Here is an 18230-nt window from a genome sequence, read left to right as displayed (position 1 = left end):
GTTACGTTTTGACCAAGCCTTTGCTTTTGAGAAAATCCATAAATTTGATGGATTCCGGCATTTCCGGGTTGATATCCAGGGCTTTGGTCAGCATTTCGACGGTTTTTGGAATGTCCTTGCGTTCAAGATGGACCCGAGCGATATTGTAGCAAAGGTTCTCATCGTTCTCCGAAAGCTCCAGAGCCCGGGCATAGTAATCCAAAGCTTGGTCGATCATCTTGTTTTTCCGTAGGTTGATGCCGAACTCGTTGAACAGGTGTTTGTGCTCCGCCTCGTAAGCCGACTCCATCTTGACCAGCCTTTCGAAAATATCCTGGGCCTTGTCCGTGGCCCCACGCTCAAGGTAGGTCAATCCCAGTCCGAAATTGGCGCGAACGTTTTCCTCGTCGACCCTGACGGCATTGCCGTATTCCATTTCCGCGCTGAACGTCTCGCCGCGCTTGCGGTGGCGGTCGCCTCGGGCAATGGTCTTCTCCAACTCCCGCATTTTGGGCATGACCGTAATGGTGTAAAATTCCGGCTCCGGCGAAAATTTTTCCAGAAACTCATCTATTAGAATAACCTGTTTCGGACCGGAAGGCACGTAGTTCACGTTCAGCGGTTGGACTTCAATGCTCCCGTCATCCAACTCCTTGACGAAAAAATAACTTTTCTGGATGCTTTTGCGCAGCGTCGAGCCGGTGCCGATTTTGGTCAGCACCTGGGACGAAAAAACGCCTTTGATCCGTTCCTTGGTTTTCTGGGCGTGTTCCTTCTGTGGAGTTGTCACGGAACGTTCGGCCATGGATGCCTCCTTGCGATAGTCGCTGCCATGGATTGCAAAAAGAATTCCGCGGCACGGGCCGGGTCGCTCGCCCGGGTAATGGGGCGGCCCACCACCAGATAGTCACTGCCGACGGCTACGGCTTCGGCCGGAGTAAGGGTCCGGGATTGATCGTCCTTCGCGAGTTCGGGAGTCCCGTCGGACGGCATGCGGATGCCCGGGGTGACGCAGATGCAGAGGGGGTCGGTAAGGGACTTGATCCTGGAGACCTCCAAGGGCGAACAGACCACGCCGTCCACGCCCCATCGGCGTCCGTGTTCGGCCAGGACAATGGCCAGGTCGCCCGGGTCGGGAACGGCTTTTTCACCGGGTTTTGTCATCCAGGAAAGGTCTTCCTGGTTCAAACTGGTGAGCATCGTCACCCCTACAACCAGGGGAGGGGACACGGCGGAGGGAGTTCCCTGGTGGACACCCTCCAGAGCTGCCTGGACCATCCGTCGGCCTCCGGACAAGTGGACGGTGAGCATGTTCACGCCCAGACTCGATACGGCCCGGACCGCGGATTGGACCGTGTTCGGGATGTCCAGAAATTTCAGGTCCAGAAAAACATTGCAGTCCCTGGATCGCACGGCTTCCACTACTCGGGGGCCGACCGCGGAGAACAATTCCAAGCCGACCTTGAACCAACGCGTGTGCTGATGCAACCGGTCGACGAGTAGCAGGGCCGATTCCAGGTCCGGCGTATCCAGGGCGATGATCAATTGGGCCATGAGATTTTCACGACAAGTCGGTTTTCGGATCGCTTGAGCCGGTTCGGCTCAAAATAAGCGACTCACCCGGCCAAGATCTGCTCCACGAGTCCCGGGTTGCACGATTTGCGCAGACCTTCGGCCTGATATACGCCGCGCAGATTCTGGTAGGCTCGGTCAAGGTCGTCGTTCACGATCCAGTAGTCGAAAAAATCCGCCTGTTCCAGCTCCCGGCGGGCGTTGGCCATTCGTTTGGCCAGGGATTCCTCGGTTTCGGTGCCTCTGCCTCGCAACCGTTGTTCCAGAACCCGCATGGAGGGGGGGAAGAGAAAGATGAACGCGCCTTGGGCGAATGCCTGGCGCAATTGTCGGGAACCTTGGACGTCGATGTCGAAGAGCACGTCCCGGCCCTGGTCCAGCATCGCCTGGACCGCCGGCCTGGAGGTCCCGTAGAAATTGCCGTGGACCTCCGCCCATTCGGCTAGCTTGCCCGAGTCACGGAGGCCGTTGAATGTCTCCGAATCGACGAAATGATATTCCCGGCCGTTTAGTTCTCCGGCCCTGGGGGCGCGGGTCGTGTAGGACACCGAAAAGGCCAGGCGGGGAAATTCGACGCGTAACCGGTTGATCAGCGTGCTTTTACCCGTACCCGAGGGGGCGCTGATTACCAAAAGGATGCCCTGGCGGGACCGTTCTGGTTCCCCGTCCATGCTACTTGTCCTCGTCCGGGCCGTCGTCGCGGACGGTGTAGCGCTGTCCGATGGTTTCGGCTTGAATGGCGGAGAGAATGACGTGATTGGAGTCCGTGATGATGATGGAGCGTGTTTTGCGGCCCTGTGTGGCGTCGATTAACCGCTTGTCTGCCTTGGCCTCTTCACGCAGTCGGCGCATGGGGGAGGAGGTCGGGCTGACGATGGTGATGATTCTGGAGCTGACGACGAAATTGCCGTACCCGATGTTCAACAGGCTTGTTTTGGACATGGAAATCTTCCTCCTCGGCTGAAAGTTGATGGAGCGGCTATTCCAGGTTTTGGACCTGTTCTCGACTCTTTTCCAGTTCCGCCTTGAATGCCACGACGTCGCGGCTGATATCCGCGTCCTGGGTCTTGTTGCCGCAGGTGGTGATCTCCCGCAGACATTCCTGAAACAGAAAATCCAGTCGCCGACCGGGATCAGGGAGCGTGGTCAGAATTCTGACCGCCTCTTCCAGATGCGCGGACAAACGGGTGAGTTCCTCGCTGACGTCCAGTCGATCCGCAAGCTGGGCGAACTCCTGCAAAAGTCGGGGTTCGTCCAGCACCAGCGGGGCCGAATTCTTGTGCTGGTTGCATCCTTGAAGCAGCGCATCGACCCGCTCGCGTAACGTTTCCATGCGTTTCGGAGCGAGCAGGGAAACCTTGTCGCGGATGGTGGCCGAAATCCGTGTCAGGTGATCCAGGCGTTCAAGAATGTCCACGCTCAAGGTTCGCCCTTCCCTGGAGCGGGTTTCCTGGACATCCCTCAGCGCGGTCCGCAGTCCGGCGACCAGAGAACCGACCAGGGGTTCCGGCAAGTCTCCGGAAGGTTCCCGCCACAGGCCGCCGTGATGCAGCAACTGATTCAGGTCGGGCTCAAAAGCAAGTCCGGTCCGGTCCGCCAAGGCGTGCATCTGGTCCAGCATGCCCTGGGCCTGGGCCATGTCCAGGGTTGGGCAAACGCTGTCCGGGCGGTTGAGCCGAAGATCCAGGCTGATCTCCACCCGGCCTCTGGCCAGATGCTCGCGGACGATTCTTTCCCAAGTGCCCTCCAGACGGCGACAATAACCCGGAATCCGCCATTTCACTTCCAGATAGCGGGAATTGACCGTGCGAATCTCCCAGCTTTGCCGTCCATGGTCGTCATGGACTTGGCTCGTTCCAAAGCCGGTCATGCTTCTGGCCTGCCCTGGGGCGGTCATGGATTCGCCTCCTCCCCTTCGTCGTCCGTGGGCTTGGGCTTCTTTTTCTTGCCGAAAAAATGCGCCACGTAGATGCTGACCTCATAGAGAATGATCAACGGGCCGGACATCAGGATCTGGGTGATTCCGTCCGGAGGAGTGAGGATCGCGGCCACCACGAAGGAGAGCAGGATTGCGTATTTGCGTTGCTTGCGCAGCCACGCGGGAGTGACCAGGCCTAGCCGGGCCAGAAAGAAGATGAACAGGGGCAGCTCGAAAATCACCCCAAAGGCCAAAAGCAGTTTCAGAGAAAAACTGAAATATTCCTTAAGGCTGGGCATGGGTCGGATCATTTCGTCCGCATAACCCATGAAGAATTCGAAGCCGAAGGGAAAAACGACGTAATACCCGAACAACGCGCCGCTGATGAAAAACAAGGCGGAAATCGCGGCGATGGGGATCATGTACTTGCGCTCGTTCTCGTACAGTCCTGGGGCGATGAATTGCCAGATCTGATAGAAAATATAGGGACTGACCAAAAACAGGCCGGCCACGAAGGCGGTCTTGACGTAGGTGAAAAAAGCTTCGGGCAGACCCGTGAAAATCAGGGTGCTTTCCGGTGGCATGACCTCCATCAGCGGCAGCATCATGATCCCGAAGAGCTGTTTGGAAAATGCGTAACAGATCAGAAAACCCACTACGACGGCCACCGCGGACCGGGTCAATCGGGACCGCAATTCCCCCAGGTGGTCCATGAGGGTCATTTCCTTCAGCTCTCCGGCGTCTTCCTTTTGCTGATCCGTATTCTGGGTCGTCTCGTTCATGTCTGGACCCTGGACTGTGATGATTCGGACGGATCGGAGGTCTCTTTTTCAAGTTCCTCGGCGGGGGAGGCGTCCCTCGCTCCGGAAGAAGAGGAGTCCTGTGTAAAGGCAGTCGATTCCTGGGGCGGAGCGTGCGAAGCCATTGGCTGGGGTTGGCTTGCATCCGGTGAAGTTTCGTCCTGCGCGGCGACATAGGGATTTGAATCCGCGTGTTCCGGAGGTGGGGCGCTCTCCTCGCCTGCAGCCGAAGGGGGCGGTGAAGAAGGTTCCGGTTTCGCGGCGGGTTGAGGTTTCTCAGCCTTCTTGGCAACCGCAGCGGCCTTTTTCTGCTCCCGCTCGTCCTCTTCGATCTTCGCCGCTTCCAGATTCAAGGTCCGCTGAACATCCGTGGTCACGCGCCGAAATTCTCCCAGGGCCTTGCCCAGGGAACGGGCGATGCCGGGAAGCTGCTTTGGACCCAGGACGATCAGGGCCACGAGCATGATGATGAGCAGTTCCGTTGTGCCGATGCCGAACATGTGCCTACTCCCACTCAATTGTGCTGGGCGGTTTGGAGGAGATGTCCAGGACGACCCTGTTTACGCCCTTGACTTCATTTATGATCCGGTTGGATATCTGGGCCAGGATTTCCGAGGGCACCCGGGACCAGTCCGCGGTCATGGCGTCGATGCTGTCCACAATGCGCAGGGCGATGACATGCTCGTAGGTCCGTTCGTCGCCCATCACGCCCACGGTCTTCAGGGGCAGGAGCACGGCGAAGCCCTGCCAGACCTTGTAGTACCAGCCGGCGGCCATGAGTTCGCTGTGGACGATCTTGTCGGCCTGGCGCAGGATGTCCAGCCGCTCCGGGGTGACTTCTCCCAGGATGCGGATGGCCAACCCCGGCCCCGGGAACGGATGCCGCCAGACGATGAAGTCGGGCAGGCCGAGTTCCACAGCCACTTTGCGTACTTCGTCCTTGAACAGTTCCCGCAAGGGTTCGATCAGGTCCAGGTCCATCGTCTCCGGCAGTCCGCCCACGTTGTGGTGGCTTTTGATCACCGCGGAAGGGCCCTTGAAGGAGATGCTTTCAATGACGTCCGGGTACAGGGTGCCCTGGGCCAGGTACTTGATGCCGGTCAGGGATTTGGCTTCCTGTTCAAAAACTTCGATGAAGGTGTGGCCGATGATCTTGCGTTTTTGTTCCGGATCCTCAACGCCCTTGAGCCGGGAGAGGAACAGGTCCTGGGATTGGGCGTACTGCAGGTTCAGATCGAAATGCTGGCGCAGATAGGCTACAATTTCCTCGCCTTCGCCCAGGCGCAGCAGGCCATTGTCCACCAAGACGCAGTGCAGTCGGCGCCCGATGGCCTTGTGCAGCATCACGGCCACCACGGTGGAGTCCACGCCGCCGCTCAGTGCGCAGATCACCTGCTCCTGTTCCCCGATTTGGTCGCGCAGTCGGGCCAGGTTTTCTTCCAGAAAGGAGGCCATGTTCCAGTTCGGGTTCAGACCGGCCACCCGGAACAAAAAGTTGCGCAGAATCGTGTCGCCGTCCTCGGTATGGACGACTTCTGGGTGGAACTGTAAGGCGTAGATCTTACGGGAAGCGTCGGCCATGGCCGCCACGTCCACCCGGCTGGTCCGGGCCAGGGGAATGAATCCAGGCGGCGGGGTCAAGACCTTGTCTCCGTGGGACATCCAGACCTTGAGCCCCTCGGTGATCGCCAATCCCTGCCAAAGAGGACATTCCCCGGAGATGAACAACTCGGCCCGGCCGTATTCCCTGTCTTGGGACGGAACGACCTCCCCGCCGCCGATATGCGCTAGAAGCTGCATGCCGTAGCAGATGCCGAGAATAGGCAGGCCCCAATCCAGGATGCGCGGATCCAGGGACGGGGCCTCGTTGTTGATCACGCTGGCCGGGCCGCCGGAGAGAATCAGCGCCTTGGGGTTCAGGGCCCGCAGTTCCTCGGTGGTGATGGTGCAGGGGTGGATTTCCGAATAGACCCCGGCCTCGCGCACCCGGCGGGCGATCAACTGGGTATACTGGGAGCCGAAATCCAGAATGATGACGTTGTCTGTTTGCATTATGAGAAATTCTCCACGCGATAGTTGGGTGCTTCCTTGGTGATGATCACGTCGTGCACATGGCTTTCCCGCAGCCCGGCCGGGGAGATGCGCACGAACTTGGCCTGGGTTTGGAGGGCCTTCAGATCCGGGCTGCCCAGATAGCCCATGCCGGAGCGCAGGCCGCCCACGAGTTGGTAGATGCTTTCCGTGACCGGGCCCTTGTACGGCACTCTGCCGACAATTCCTTCGGGAACCAGCTTGGAGGACTTTTCCTGGAAATACCGGTCGCAACTGCCATCGCGCATGGCATCAATGGAGCCCATGCCTCGGTAGATTTTGTAGGAACGGCCCTGGTATAGGATGGTCTCTCCCGGACTTTCCTCTGTCCCTGCAAACAGGCTGCCGATCATCACGCAGTCCCCGCCGGCGGCAATGGCCTTGACGATGTCGCCGGAGAATTTGATCCCGCCGTCCGCCACCAGGCATTTGTCAGCCTCACGGCATGCCCGGACCGCCTCCATGATCGCCGTAACCTGGGGCACGCCCACTCCGGCCACGATCCGGGTGGTGCAGATGGAGCCCGGACCAATGCCCACTTTGACCGCGTCGGCCCCGGCCCGGATCAGATCCCGGGCGCCCTCGTAGGTGGCCACGTTGCCGGCCACGAGCTGGCAATGGGGAAAGCTGCCCTTGATTCTCCGGACGGCCTCAAGGATGTTCTTCGTGTGCCCGTGAGCCGAATCCACGACGAACAGATCCGCCCCGGATTGGAGCAGGGCAGCCACACGGGCCTCGCCGTCCGCGCCCACGCCCACGGCGCAGCCAACTCGCAGCCGTCCCACGGAGTCCTTGCAGGAATTGGGGTATTTCTTGACCTTCTCAATGTCCTTGATGGTGATGAGACCGCGCAGCTTCTGGTTGTGGTCCACCACCAGCAGTTTCTCGATCCGGTTTTCGTGCAGCAGGTTCTTGGCCTGGTCCAGGGTCGTTCCCACGGGCACGGTGACCAGATCCTCGCTGGTCATGATTTCCCGAGCCTTGGTCTCCATGTCCGTGACAAACCGCACGTCCCGGTTGGTGACGATACCCACTAGGTGATCGTTTTCCACCACCGGCAGGCCGGAGATCCGGTAGTCGGACATCATTTCCAGAACCTTGGCCACGCTGTCCTCCGGATGGATGGTCACCGGGTCGATGATCATCCCGCTTTCGGACTTCTTGACCTTCTCCACCTCGATCTTTTGTCGCTCGATAGGCATGTTCTTGTGAATGATGCCCATGCCCCCGGACCGGGCCATGGAGATGGCCATCCGCGCGTCCGTAACCGTGTCCATGGCCGCGCTGACCAACGGAATATTCAACTCAATCTCCGGCGTGATCCGGGTCCGCACATCCGCCTTGTCCGGCAAAACTTCCGAATAGCTCGGAACCAGCAACACGTCGTCAAACGTCAGGCCGAAAGGGATTTCTGATTCATGGTCCATGGAAAAGGTATCCTTGTTTTTGGGCGTATTCTCATTTTATGTGCGATTTGATGCTTGAAAATCAATCCATCCCCAAGTACGCGGCCTGGACCTTTGGATCCTCCAAAAGGTCCGAGGCTTCTCCGGACATGGTAACCAGGCCGGTTTCCAGGACGTAGCCGCGATGTGCGATTTGGAGGGCCATTTGGGCATTTTGTTCAACCAGGAGGACCGTGGTGCCTTCCTTGTTGATCTGGACGATGACGTCGAAGATGTTTTCCACCACGATGGGTGCCAGTCCCAGGGATGGCTCGTCCAGCAGGAGCAGTTTGGGCCGGGCCATCAAGGCGCGGGCGATGGCCAGCATCTGCTGCTCGCCTCCGGAAAGCGTGCCTCCGTATTGCTTGCGACGTTCTTTGAGGATTGGAAACATCTTGAAAGCCCGCTCTTCATCCTCTTTCAGTCCGGCCTTGTCCTTGCGCAAGTAGCCGCCCATGCGCAGATTTTCCAGGACCGTCAAGGCCGGAAAGATCATTCTGCCTTCCGGAACCTGGGTGATGCCCATGGCCACGACCTTGTCCGTGGCCGTCTTGGTGATGTCCTTGCCCAGGAAGGTGATGCTCCCGGAGCGCACGGGCACCACAGAGGAAATGGTCATCAGAGTCGTGGATTTTCCCGCGCCGTTGGACCCGACCAGGGTGACGATCTCGCCGGCCTGGACATTCAGGCTGATGCCTTTCAGGGCCTGGATGTTGCCATAGTAGGCCTGTACGTCCCGCAACTCAAGCATGGGCCGCCCCCCTTCCCAGATACGCCTCGATGACCTGGGGATTCTCCCGGACTTCCTTGGGGCCGCCCTCGGCGATCAGGGTGCCGTGATCCAGGACCACAAGCCGTTTACAGATGGTCATCACCAGCCTCATGTCGTGCTCGATGAGCATCACGGTGACCCCGACGTCCAGAATGGCATGGATCAGGTCCACGAGCATCCGGGTTTCCCTGGGGTTCATGCCCGCGGCAGGTTCGTCGAGCAGGAGCAGCTTCGGCTCCGTGGCCAGGGCCCGTGCGATTTCCAGGCGGCGTTGATCCCCGTAGGACAGGCTGCTGGCATCGGCCAGGGCGTGATGGCCCAGGCCGACGAAATCCAGCCAGCGCATGGATGCGTCGACGATTTCCTTTTCTTCGGCTTGTTGAAATTTTGTCCGTAATACGGAGCGAAAAAAGTTGGACGTGGTCCGGCAGTGGCGGGCGATGCGCACGTTGTCCAGGACTGTCAGTGCGCTGAACAAACGGATGTTCTGGAAGGTGCGGGCAATGCCCAGCTCCGTCATTTTTTCCGGTTTGCGGCCGTTGACGCGCACGGATTTTTCATCCCGGGTGAAGACCAGATTGCCGGACGTGGGCTTGTACACTCCGGCGATACAGTTGAACATGGTCGTCTTTCCGGCCCCGTTGGGACCGATCAGACCGAGGATTTCACCTTCGATCACGTTGAACGAAACGTCCGTCAGGGCCAGAAGGCCGCCGAAGCGTTTGCTGATTCCGTCGATTTCAAGCAGCGGCGTCACGGGTTTCTTCCTTGGGAGCGTTTCGGGCGGTCAGACGCTTTTGCAGGTCGAGCAGCAACGGGTTGGATCGGCCGCTGGAGGCGATGGCCGGAAAAAAACCTGCCGGCTTGAAGCGCATGATCAGGACCATGATCAGGCCGTAGGCCATGAACCGGGTCTCCGGGGGCAGGCCGAGGGAGGTGAGTACTTCCCGGAGCACTTCACCCAGACAGACCAGGATGACCGCACCGAGCAAGGCTCCCTTAATGTTGCCCAAGCCTCCCAACACGACCATGCACAGGACCAGGAAGGATTCCCAGAACTTGAACATGTCCGGGGAGAGGAACATGGACCAGCGGGCGTAGAAGCAACCGCCTACCGCGCCGATGGCCGCGGAAATGGCGAAGGCGATGACCTTGTAGTTGAGGATGTTCACCCCGCAACTGGCCGCGGCCAGGGGATCCTCGCGAATGGCGTACCAGGCCCGGCCCAGGCGGGAGTCCTCCATCCGGCGCATGATGAAGAAGACCAAGCCCACCAGGAGAGCCACGACGTAGAAGTTGGGAGTCTTGTCGTAGAACTGAAAATACCAGGCCTCGTTGAGCCAGGTCAGGTTCACGGTGATGGGCTGAATCCCGGGCAACCCCAAGGGGCCGCGGGTCAGCCAGATTTCATTGGTCAGGAAGAGAACCACCAGTTCGGAAAAACCGAAGGTGACGATGGCGAAGTAGTCCCCGGTCAGGCGCAGGGTCGGCGCGCCCAGCAGCGCGCCCCACAGTGCCCCGTTCAGGGCGGCCAGGGGGACGATCACCCAGAAGGACATGTCGTAGTGAATGGTCAGCAGGCCGGCGGTGTAGGCTCCGATCCCGTAGAAGCCGACGTAGCCCAGGTCCAGCAGGCCGCAGAATCCGGGCACGATGTTCAGGCCCATGGCCAGGATCATGTAGACCATGGCCAGGGTCATCACGTGGATGATGTAGTCGCTGGACTGCGGCACCAAGGGGTAGGTCAGTGCAGCGGCGACGATCAGGAGGGTGAGCGATTTTCCGATATTCACGAAATTCCCCGAAATATTAACTGTGCTGGTGTTCGTTGTTGGCGAAAAGAAACACGTTGGCAAGGGTTACCTGAGTGTTGAAAAAGTCTTCATTCGACAGTCCGTTCAAAAACCCCAAGTGCAAGGAGCAAAAAAAGCTCAAGGTCGAAGAGTATTTATTGATACGTGAGAGTTTGAGCTTTTTGCGGCGACGCGGCAATTGGGAGTTTTTCAACGGACAGTTACGCCTTGTCCACCACGGATCGTCCCAGGATGCCGGAGGGACGGAAGATGATCACGGCGATCATCACCGCGTAAGCCACCCCGTCGCGGTACAGGGAGGAGACGTAGCCCGCGCCCAGGGCCTCGGCAACCCCCAGGACCACCCCGCCGACCATGGCTCCGGGAACCGAGCCGATGCCGCCGAGCACGGCCGCGGCAAAGGCCTTGACTCCGGCGGTGTAGCCCATGGTCGGGTAGAGGGTGTTGTAGTAGACCGAGACGAGAATCCCGGCCACCGCGCCCATGGCCGAACCCAGGGCAAAGGTGAAGGAGATGACGTAGTTGACGTTGATGCCCATTAAGGAAGCCGCGGTCTTGTTCTGGGCCAGGGCGCGCATGGCCGTGCCGATCCGGGTCTTGTTGATGGTCAGGTACAGGCCGATCATCATGATGATGGCCACGGCGAAGATGAACAGTTGCAGCCAAGTCAGGCTGACGTCGCCCATGATCAGGGCCTTTTCCCGAAAAAAGGGCGGCAGGGCCGACTGGGGAAAGGGGCGGGAACGGCTGCCCCAGATGATCAGGGCCACGTTTTGGAGAAAGATGGACATGCCGATGGCCGTGATCAGCGCGGCTAGGCGGGGCGCCTTGCGCAGAGGACGGTAGGCGATGATGTCCAGCAGGATGCCGCAGAGCATGCAGCAGAGGATGGCCATCAGGATGGCCGCGTAAAAGGGCAGGCCGGCCGCGGTGATGAAGGTCACGCAGAAAAAGGCCCCGAGCATGTAGATTTCACCGTGGGCGAAATTGATGAGCTGAATCACTCCGTAGACCATGGTGTAGCCTACGGCGATCAGGGCATAAATCAGGCCCAGTGTCAAACCGTTGATCAGTTGTTGTTCAAGCAAGTGGGACTCCTGCCGGCAGGATGGGGAAAGGCTGGATGAAACGGAAACAGGCCGGGAGCACCCCGGCCTGTTTCCGTTTGGTTGTTGTTTTGGTCTTTATTGCATCTGCTTGGGGGCGGCGGTGAAGGCGCCGTCCTTGACCATCTTCACGAAGGCGCTCTTTTCCGGGTCGCCGATTTCACTGAAGTAGGTGGCTCCGGTAATACCGATGTATGCGTTTTCCAGGGAGTTGATGCCGGCCAGGTAGTCGCGGATCGCTGTCCGGTCCGTACCCACGGCGGTTACGGCGGCCACAAATTTGCCTGCAGCGTCATAGGCGTTGGCGCTCATCCAATCCAGGTCGCGCTGATACTTCTCCTCGAACTTCTTGATGAAGTCCTGGGCCTGTTCCGGAGCTGCCTCGGGCAGGAAGGGCACGGTCATGTAAGTGTTGTTTGCCGCGTCCCCACCCAGGTTGATGTAGTCCACGTTGTCCAGGCCATCGGCGCCAAACTTGACGACGTTCATGCCCAGATTTCCGGCTTGGGCCGCAATGAGTGCCCCTTCATTGTAGTACCCGGAGATGAACAGGCCGTCCGGGTTGCCGCCACGCAGGCGGGTCAGTTGCGGGGCGAAGTCCGTGGCGCCCTTGACGTAGCCTTCCTCGCCCACCAGGGTCAGGCCGATGTTTTTGGCCTCGGCCACGAAGGCGTTCTTCAGGCCGATGCCGTAGTCGTTGTTTTCATAGAACACGGCGATGCGTTCCAGGCCAAGGATGTCCTTGACGTAGTTGGCCAGGAAGTAGCCCTGGTAGTCGTCCAGATAGACGTTGCGGAAGGACCAGACCCGGCCCTCGTTGTCCTTGTTCTGCTGGCTGATGGTCACGTTGGTGGCGGTGGGGGAAATTACCGGCATGCCCATGCGCACGTAGGTGGGCAGGGCGGCCAGGTGGGCCGAGGAGCAGACGTGGCCGACCACGCCGACGATGTCCTTGTCCCCGACGATCCGCGGGGCCACGACGGCGGCTTCGCGGGGTTCGCACAGTTCGTCGAAGTAGGCGACCTCGACCATCACGCCGTTGATGCCGCCGGCGGCGTTGATTTCCTCAATCTTGGTTTCCACGCCGGACTTGATGTTTTCGCCGTAGGAGGCGGCGGGGCCGGTCAGGGGAGCGGCCACGGCGATCTTGATTTTCTGCGCCCAGGCCGGGGAGCAGAAGAGAGTCAGCATACAGGCGGCCAGGACGGCCTTGATCCAATTTTTTGCACTCATTGCTTTCCTCCACGTTGACGTTGAATTGGGGATTTGGGCCGGACACCTTGAGATAATACAGCAAGAAAGCTGTTCGCGAGCACCTGCCGAATGTCGGACATAGTCAACCAAGCCTCTAGATTGATCATGAAACCGGAAATGACGTTTTCGGTAAACGTGGCCCGCGAAAGGATTCGCCTTGAGGAGAAAACGAATCCTTGGATGGAACAAAGAAAACAATGCCATGAACAAAACGGCGCTGTCAATGGAATTTGCAAGGAAAGCCTTATTTTATTGCAATAATTGTCGTATTTTGAAGGGTGTCGGCGATGCTTACGTCACCAACGAAATCAGCCGGATTCCTGGTCGGATTCATGGACAACCAGGAAAGGCTGTCCTATAGTAGCCTTTTTAACATCAAACTTTCTTTTGATTCAAGGAGATTGCATGAGCTTCCGAAAAACGACAATCGCGTCCTGTCTTGGTGTTTGTTTGACTCTGGTCATCCTGGGCTGCGGCCAGCAACAGGCCCCGGCACCCCAGACTGCTTCCGAACCCACCGCCGTGCGGAGTTTGGACACGAAGGTGCAAAAGACCAGTTACGCCATTGGTCTGGATATCGGGACCAATATCGCCATGGGCGAGCTTGAGGTGGACGTGGACGCACTGGCCCAGGGGCTGCGCGACGGATTGGGTTTGGGCGGCGAGCCGCTGATGACCCAGGAGGAACAGCAGCAGGTGCTGATGACCTTGCAGCAGGATCTGATGCAAAAACAGATGGAAATGGTCCAAGCGCAGTCCGCTGAAAATATCGCCAAGGGTGAGGCCTTCATGGCCGAGTTCCGGGAGCGGGACGGTGTCCAGTCCACGGACAGCGGAATCCTCTACCGAGTCATCACGGACGGCGAGGGAGAAAACCCGCAGGCCGAGGACATCGTCACGGTGCACTATACCGGCACTCTGGTGGACGGGACGGTGTTCGACAGCTCCGTGGAGCGCGGCGAACCGGCCACCTTTCCCTTGCAGGGCGTGATTCCAGGGTGGACCGAAATCCTGCAACTCATTCCCCAGGGCGCGAAATGGGAAGTGGTCATCCCTCCCGCACTGGCCTATGGGCAACAGCAGGCCGGACCGATGATCGAGCCCAACTCCACGCTTGTCTTTGAGATCGAACTACTGGACGTCATCCGGGCCGAGGCTTCCGAATAGGCGCAGGGCGCGGAGTAGGCTGTTCGCGCAAGCTGATAACGAGAAAGCCCTCGCCACGTACGTGGCGAGGGCTTTTTTCATTTGATCCAAATGAAGGAATATGAACCATGAGAAGTATTTTGACGATGAGCTTGATTTTATTCGCGTTCAGCCAGACCCAGGTTTTTGGACGATCGGTTTACGATCCTTCCGCGGAAGAAGCCTATATCAGCTTGGAAGGGACGACGGCGACCTTTGCCGGAAGTATTTCCGACCTGAATGTGACGAAATTTTTGGATTCGGTCGAAGGACGCGTGGTGGAAACGCTGGTCGTCGCTTCCGGGGGCGGCGAGATCAATGCGGGCATGCGGCTGGGAGAATGGGTCTTCGACAATCAGGCGGATGTCGTGGTCGAGACGATGTGTATGTCTTCCTGCGCCAATTATGTCTTCACTGCAGGGCGGCGCAAAATCATCCGCGCGAACGCCATTGTGGGGTGGCATGGCAATGCGTTGCAGAACAAAGGAATGACCGACGCGGACGTGCGGGCGGAGATAATCCAAGCCTACGATCAGCTTGATGAACAGGCGAGAAACAAACTCGATCTGGAAGTACTGCTCGCGCAAGGCATCCAACAGTTGCGCGAATACATGGAGAACAGCAAGGCCAATCAAGCTCGGTTTTTTGAAAAAATCGACGTAGACGAGTATATCTGCCGAGTGGGAAACGAGGAGTACGGTGTCAGGAGTTTTTTTCTGCTTTCCGTTGAAGACATGGCAAAGTTTGGCGTGCGGGATGTGCTGGCTCCAGATGATTACGAGCTTACGGACCTGGAGCCGTATCGACGCATGGGGAAAAGTGTTGAATTTGTCCGGCTGACAAATTCAGAAAAACCATGAACCGAATTGATCAATTGATTGCCGAGCTGTGCCCTGACGGGGTGGAGGGCGCTTTAACATCGGGTAATTCGAAAACTGAAATTGCTGCCAATGCCAAGAGCCAGTCGATACTTCTTTCCAGGCCATGTCTGGCACATTACACATCGGTCTCATAAGCGGGGTGTTTCTCCTCAAATTTTTCCGTGACAGGCAAAATTCTTATATGCACACAGGTTTGACCTGTCGCTGGTCGGGACGGCGAAGACCATGTGCTCGACAGCTTTTTGTTAGGCAGAAAATACAAATGCATAAAATACTAGTCAGTTCTTGCCTTGTCGGATTACCGATTCGCTACAACGGAAGAGACAAACCGACGAACGCGGAAATTGTTTCACGCTGGCGTAATGAAGACCGACTCGTTCATATTTGCCCTGAAGTGTCCGCTGGTTTTAACACCCCGAGGCCACCTGCTGAGATAACGAATGGAGACGGAGTCGATGTTCTGTCAGAAGCCGCTATGGTTATTGAGGCTACTGAGGCCGATGTTACAAAGCTTTATATTCATGGCGCGGAGATGGCCTTGCAGCTCGCTGTCAGGCACAATGTTAAAGTTGCTCTGCTCACTGATGGAAGCCCTTCATGCGGATCGTCGTATATTTATGACGGTAGCTTCACAGGAAAAAAGAAGAAGGGAATAGGAGTTACAACAGCGCTTCTCGAAAAGAACGGCATTAAGGTCTTTCCTGATTCTCAGATTGAAGATGCAGATGAATACTTGAGACGTGCGGAAAACTCTACTTGACAAAGCACTGGAGCGAAGCCGATTGCCTGTCACGATCAGTGCTATACTTTGATGGTTGATCGGTGTTGATCGTGGTCGGGCCGAGCCAACCTCATGCTCCCGCATCGCCGTGGGAACCAGGAAATTTGTGGAAAGCATTCAGGCGAAGCTGGAATTCAAGGCAGTTGGGAGAAAATCATTGAGGAAAGCACCAACGTTGAGTCGGCGTTGCGTGAGGAACCAGACACTTGCAATGCCCATTTTGAGAGTGAAATTGTGGTTTTAAGCCACAATAACAGCCTGTTTTTGAACGTAACTTTAGAAAATTCAGTATATTAGCTCGGTCCGGCCCCAACCCCTCCGGTCTGCATAGCCCGAATTTTGCTGCTAGTAACAATAAAGGGGCCGGGAGAATCTTCTCCCGGCCCCTTTGTCGTTACTGCTTGGTATTGGTGTGGTTAGCGCACGCGGCCTTCGACCCAGGCCTGGAGCAGTTGCTCATAAGGCACTGTCACGCCTTGGGGCTTTTCATTTTCCAGCTTGGGCTTGGGGGAGCCGGGTTGGCTCAGCCAGTAGGCTTCATCCTGAACCGGATTCAGCTTCGGACCCTTGTCGCCCTGAACGCCTTGGCGTTCCAGGCGTTCCATGATCCGCTCCTGCTCGCGGCAGAGGTTGTCCATGGCCTGGTCCACGCTGACCTCGCCGGCAACGGCCTCACCGATATTCTGCCACCAGAGCTGGGCCAGGCGGGGGTAGTCGGGGACGTTGGTTCCGGTATCGGTCCAGACGTGTCGGGCCGGGCTGCGGTAGAATTCCACCAGACCGCCCAGCTTGGGCGCGCGCTCCGTGAAGGAGACGTGGTTGATGTCGCTGTCCCGGATCGGGGTCAGACCGACATGGGCTTTTTTCAGCGAGCTGGTCTTGGCCACGGTGAACTGGGCGTAGAGCCAGGCGGCCTTGCGCCGGTCCAGCGGAGTGCTTTTGAACAGGGTCCAGGAACCGCAGTCCTGGTATCCGACCTTCATGCCTTCTTCCCAGTATGGACCATGGGGGGATGGGGCCATGCGCCATTTGGGGGTCCCGTCCTCATTAACCGTGGGGCCGGGGGCGACCATGTCCGGGATGAAGGCCGTGTACCAGAAGATCTGCTGGGCCACGTTGCCGTTGGCCAGGAAGGGCAGGTACTGGTAGAAGTCCATGCCCAGGGCGCCCGGAGGGGCGTATTTGCGCAGCCATTCCATGTATTTGTTCAGGGAATACTTGGCCGCCGGGCTGTTGGTCGCGCCGCCGCGGTTGACGCAGGAGCCCACCGGGCGGTCATTCTCATCCACGCGAATGCCCCACTCGTCCACGGGCTTGCCGTTGGGCAGTCCCTTGTCGCCGGCGCCGGCCATGGACAACCAGGCATCGGTGAAGCGCCAGCCCAGATCCGGGGATTTCTTGCCGTAGTCGTTGTGTCCGTAGATTCTCTGTCCGTCGATTTCCTTGACGTGCTCCGTGAAGAATTCGGCGATGTCCTCGTAGGCGGACCAGTTCACCGGAACGCCCAGTTCGTAACCGTAGATGTCCTTGAACTGCTTCTTGAAGTCCTCACGGTTGAACCAATCGTAACGGAACCAGTACAGGTTGGCGAACTGCTGGGCCGGAAGCTGGTAGAGCTTTCCGTCCGGGCCGGTGCCGAACTCCTTGCCGAAAAAGTCGTCCAGATCCAGGGTGGGCAGGGTCACGTCCTGGCCTTCCCCGGCCATCCAGTCGGTCAGGTTGACGACGAAATCATACCGCCAGTGGGTGCCGATCAGGTCGGCGTCGTTGATGTAGGCATCATAGATGTTTTCACCGGACTGCCACTGGGTCTGCAATTTTTCAATGACGTCTCCTTCCTGGATCAGGTCGTGGGTGACCTTGATGCCGGTGATCTCTTCAAAGGCCTTGGCCAGCACGTTGGATTCATATTCGTGCGTGGGGATGGTTTCGGAAACCACCTTGATGGACATCCCCCGAAAGGGTTCAGCGGCCTTGATGAACCATTTCATCTCCTCCAGCTGTTCAGCCTTGGACAGGGTTGAGGGCTGAAACTCGGTTTCGATCCATTTTTCCGCAGCCTGCTCAAAGGCTGACGTGGCCCAAGCCGGGGCGGCGAGAAGGAACGCCGCAAGCACGAACCATAGACAAAAGGTTCGCTGCCAAAAGGGTTTACCGACCGTTCGCTTCATGACTCCTCCGTGTTGTTACAGGGATAGATTCACACTTTTTACCAGACAACAGTCTCACCAACTCCACTGCCAATCAGATAAATGCCCCGCGCACGAAGCACCGGGCATGGACCTCAAATGTGATCTGAACACGAATCAGCATGATCAACCGTAGCGCATCACCAAGGACATAAAGACGACGATGACCGGCAATACCAGCCAGAGCGTCCAATCCGTCAGTCCGACCCACGTCAAGGTGAGGTAGGCGCTTCCCAGAAGTCCGATGAACAGCCTGTCACCCCGGGTAGTGGCAATGGGCAAAAAGCCCTTGCGCTCCATGGAAGGTGACTTGAGTTCCCAGACGAGCATGCCCGCCAGGATCAGGAAAATGGTCAGGAAAAAGCTGGCGGTGACGGTGGTCCAGGCCATCCATTCAATCATGACGCATGCCTCCCTGACAGTCCGTTGAAAAACACCCAATT

General features: G+C 58.1%; 20 protein-coding genes. 4 read left to right on the top strand and 16 right to left on the bottom strand.

Annotated features, from left to right (window positions below; genetic code table 11):
* Nucleotide 1 precedes the first annotated feature (1 nt).
* The 14 genes from C6366_RS10150 to C6366_RS10080 form a co-directional block, all read right to left on the bottom strand.
* Nucleotides 2-784, bottom strand: coding sequence for a lipopolysaccharide assembly protein LapB (locus C6366_RS10150; protein WP_107737608.1), 783 nt, complete (start codon nucleotides 782-784; stop codon nucleotides 2-4).
* On the bottom strand, nucleotides 766-1533 hold the full coding sequence (pyrF, locus tag C6366_RS10145) for an orotidine-5'-phosphate decarboxylase (protein ID WP_107737607.1): 768 nt from the start codon (nucleotides 1531-1533) through the stop codon (nucleotides 766-768). Before pyrF ends, C6366_RS10150 begins: the two co-directional genes overlap by 19 nt.
* Before the next feature lie 62 nt (nucleotides 1534-1595).
* Entirely contained in the window at nucleotides 1596-2222 is a 627-nt protein-coding gene (gene gmk, locus C6366_RS10140; RefSeq protein WP_107737605.1) for a guanylate kinase, read from the bottom strand.
* Between the two features lies 1 nt (nucleotide 2223).
* Nucleotides 2224-2493: a DUF370 domain-containing protein gene (locus C6366_RS10135; protein WP_107737603.1), complete on the bottom strand. Its 270-nt coding sequence runs from the start codon at nucleotides 2491-2493 to the stop codon at nucleotides 2224-2226.
* Between the two features lie 37 nt (nucleotides 2494-2530).
* The gene (locus tag C6366_RS10130; RefSeq protein ID WP_107737601.1) at nucleotides 2531-3448 is read right to left on the bottom strand and encodes a YicC/YloC family endoribonuclease; all 918 of its coding nucleotides are present in this window, start codon (nucleotides 3446-3448) and stop codon (nucleotides 2531-2533) included.
* Nucleotides 3445-4251, bottom strand: coding sequence for a twin-arginine translocase subunit TatC (gene tatC / locus C6366_RS10125; protein ID WP_107737599.1), 807 nt, complete (start codon nucleotides 4249-4251; stop codon nucleotides 3445-3447). Before tatC ends, C6366_RS10130 begins: the two co-directional genes overlap by 4 nt.
* A complete protein-coding gene (gene tatB, locus C6366_RS10120; RefSeq protein WP_107737597.1) occupies nucleotides 4248-4769 on the bottom strand; it encodes a Sec-independent protein translocase protein TatB in 522 nt (173 codons plus the stop codon). The genes tatC and tatB overlap by 4 nt, the downstream gene beginning before the upstream one ends.
* 4 nt (nucleotides 4770-4773) lie before the next feature.
* Complete coding sequence (guaA, locus tag C6366_RS10115; RefSeq protein WP_107737595.1) at nucleotides 4774-6321, bottom strand: glutamine-hydrolyzing GMP synthase; 1548 nt, start codon at nucleotides 6319-6321, stop codon at nucleotides 4774-4776.
* Nucleotides 6321-7787 carry an IMP dehydrogenase gene (gene guaB, locus C6366_RS10110; protein ID WP_107737593.1) on the bottom strand — a complete coding sequence of 489 codons (1467 nt, stop codon included), beginning with the start codon at nucleotides 7785-7787 and terminating at the stop codon, nucleotides 6321-6323. The genes guaA and guaB overlap by 1 nt, the downstream gene beginning before the upstream one ends.
* A gap of 61 nt (nucleotides 7788-7848) precedes the next feature.
* Entirely contained in the window at nucleotides 7849-8556 is a 708-nt protein-coding gene (locus tag C6366_RS10105; protein WP_107737592.1) for an ABC transporter ATP-binding protein, read from the bottom strand.
* A complete protein-coding gene (locus C6366_RS10100; protein ID WP_107737590.1) occupies nucleotides 8549-9334 on the bottom strand; it encodes an ABC transporter ATP-binding protein in 786 nt (261 codons plus the stop codon). Before C6366_RS10100 ends, C6366_RS10105 begins: the two co-directional genes overlap by 8 nt.
* Entirely contained in the window at nucleotides 9318-10370 is a 1053-nt protein-coding gene (locus tag C6366_RS10095; protein ID WP_233248455.1) for a branched-chain amino acid ABC transporter permease, read from the bottom strand. Before C6366_RS10095 ends, C6366_RS10100 begins: the two co-directional genes overlap by 17 nt.
* Before the next feature lie 221 nt (nucleotides 10371-10591).
* The gene (locus tag C6366_RS10085) at nucleotides 10592-11479 is read right to left on the bottom strand and encodes a branched-chain amino acid ABC transporter permease (RefSeq protein WP_107737586.1); all 888 of its coding nucleotides are present in this window, start codon (nucleotides 11477-11479) and stop codon (nucleotides 10592-10594) included.
* A 96-nt stretch (nucleotides 11480-11575) separates the two neighbouring features.
* Nucleotides 11576-12730, bottom strand: coding sequence for an ABC transporter substrate-binding protein (locus tag C6366_RS10080; protein ID WP_107737584.1), 1155 nt, complete (start codon nucleotides 12728-12730; stop codon nucleotides 11576-11578).
* A 426-nt stretch (nucleotides 12731-13156) separates the two neighbouring features.
* On the opposite strand from C6366_RS10080, the gene C6366_RS10075 reads away from it, so the two are divergent.
* The 4 genes from C6366_RS10075 (at nucleotide 13157) to C6366_RS19295 (ending at nucleotide 15895) form a co-directional block, all read left to right on the top strand.
* The gene (locus C6366_RS10075; protein ID WP_107737582.1) at nucleotides 13157-13918 is read left to right on the top strand and encodes an FKBP-type peptidyl-prolyl cis-trans isomerase; all 762 of its coding nucleotides are present in this window, start codon (nucleotides 13157-13159) and stop codon (nucleotides 13916-13918) included.
* A gap of 107 nt (nucleotides 13919-14025) precedes the next feature.
* A complete protein-coding gene (locus tag C6366_RS10070) occupies nucleotides 14026-14796 on the top strand; it encodes a hypothetical protein (protein ID WP_146164820.1) in 771 nt (256 codons plus the stop codon).
* 283 nt (nucleotides 14797-15079) lie between these two features.
* Nucleotides 15080-15577 carry a DUF523 domain-containing protein gene (locus tag C6366_RS10060; protein WP_107737691.1) on the top strand — a complete coding sequence of 166 codons (498 nt, stop codon included), beginning with the start codon at nucleotides 15080-15082 and terminating at the stop codon, nucleotides 15575-15577.
* Nucleotides 15578-15670: 93 nt separating this feature from the next.
* The gene (locus C6366_RS19295) at nucleotides 15671-15895 is read left to right on the top strand and encodes a hypothetical protein (RefSeq protein WP_146164819.1); all 225 of its coding nucleotides are present in this window, start codon (nucleotides 15671-15673) and stop codon (nucleotides 15893-15895) included.
* Nucleotides 15896-16014: 119 nt separating this feature from the next.
* Here the strand turns inward: C6366_RS19295 and C6366_RS10055 are convergent, their stop codons facing one another.
* Complete coding sequence (locus C6366_RS10055) at nucleotides 16015-17769, bottom strand: ABC transporter substrate-binding protein (RefSeq protein ID WP_107737579.1); 1755 nt, start codon at nucleotides 17767-17769, stop codon at nucleotides 16015-16017.
* A gap of 144 nt (nucleotides 17770-17913) precedes the next feature.
* A complete protein-coding gene (locus C6366_RS10050; protein ID WP_233248454.1) occupies nucleotides 17914-18189 on the bottom strand; it encodes a DUF2160 domain-containing protein in 276 nt (91 codons plus the stop codon).
* Nucleotides 18190-18230: the final 41 nt, after the last annotated feature.

The sequence above is a fragment of the Desulfonatronum sp. SC1 genome (assembly GCF_003046795.1).
Classification (GTDB): Bacteria; Desulfobacterota; Desulfovibrionia; order Desulfovibrionales; family Desulfonatronaceae; genus Desulfonatronum.
The sequence above is the reverse complement of the archived record's forward strand: the minus strand, read 5'-3'. Positions and strand labels throughout refer to the sequence as shown.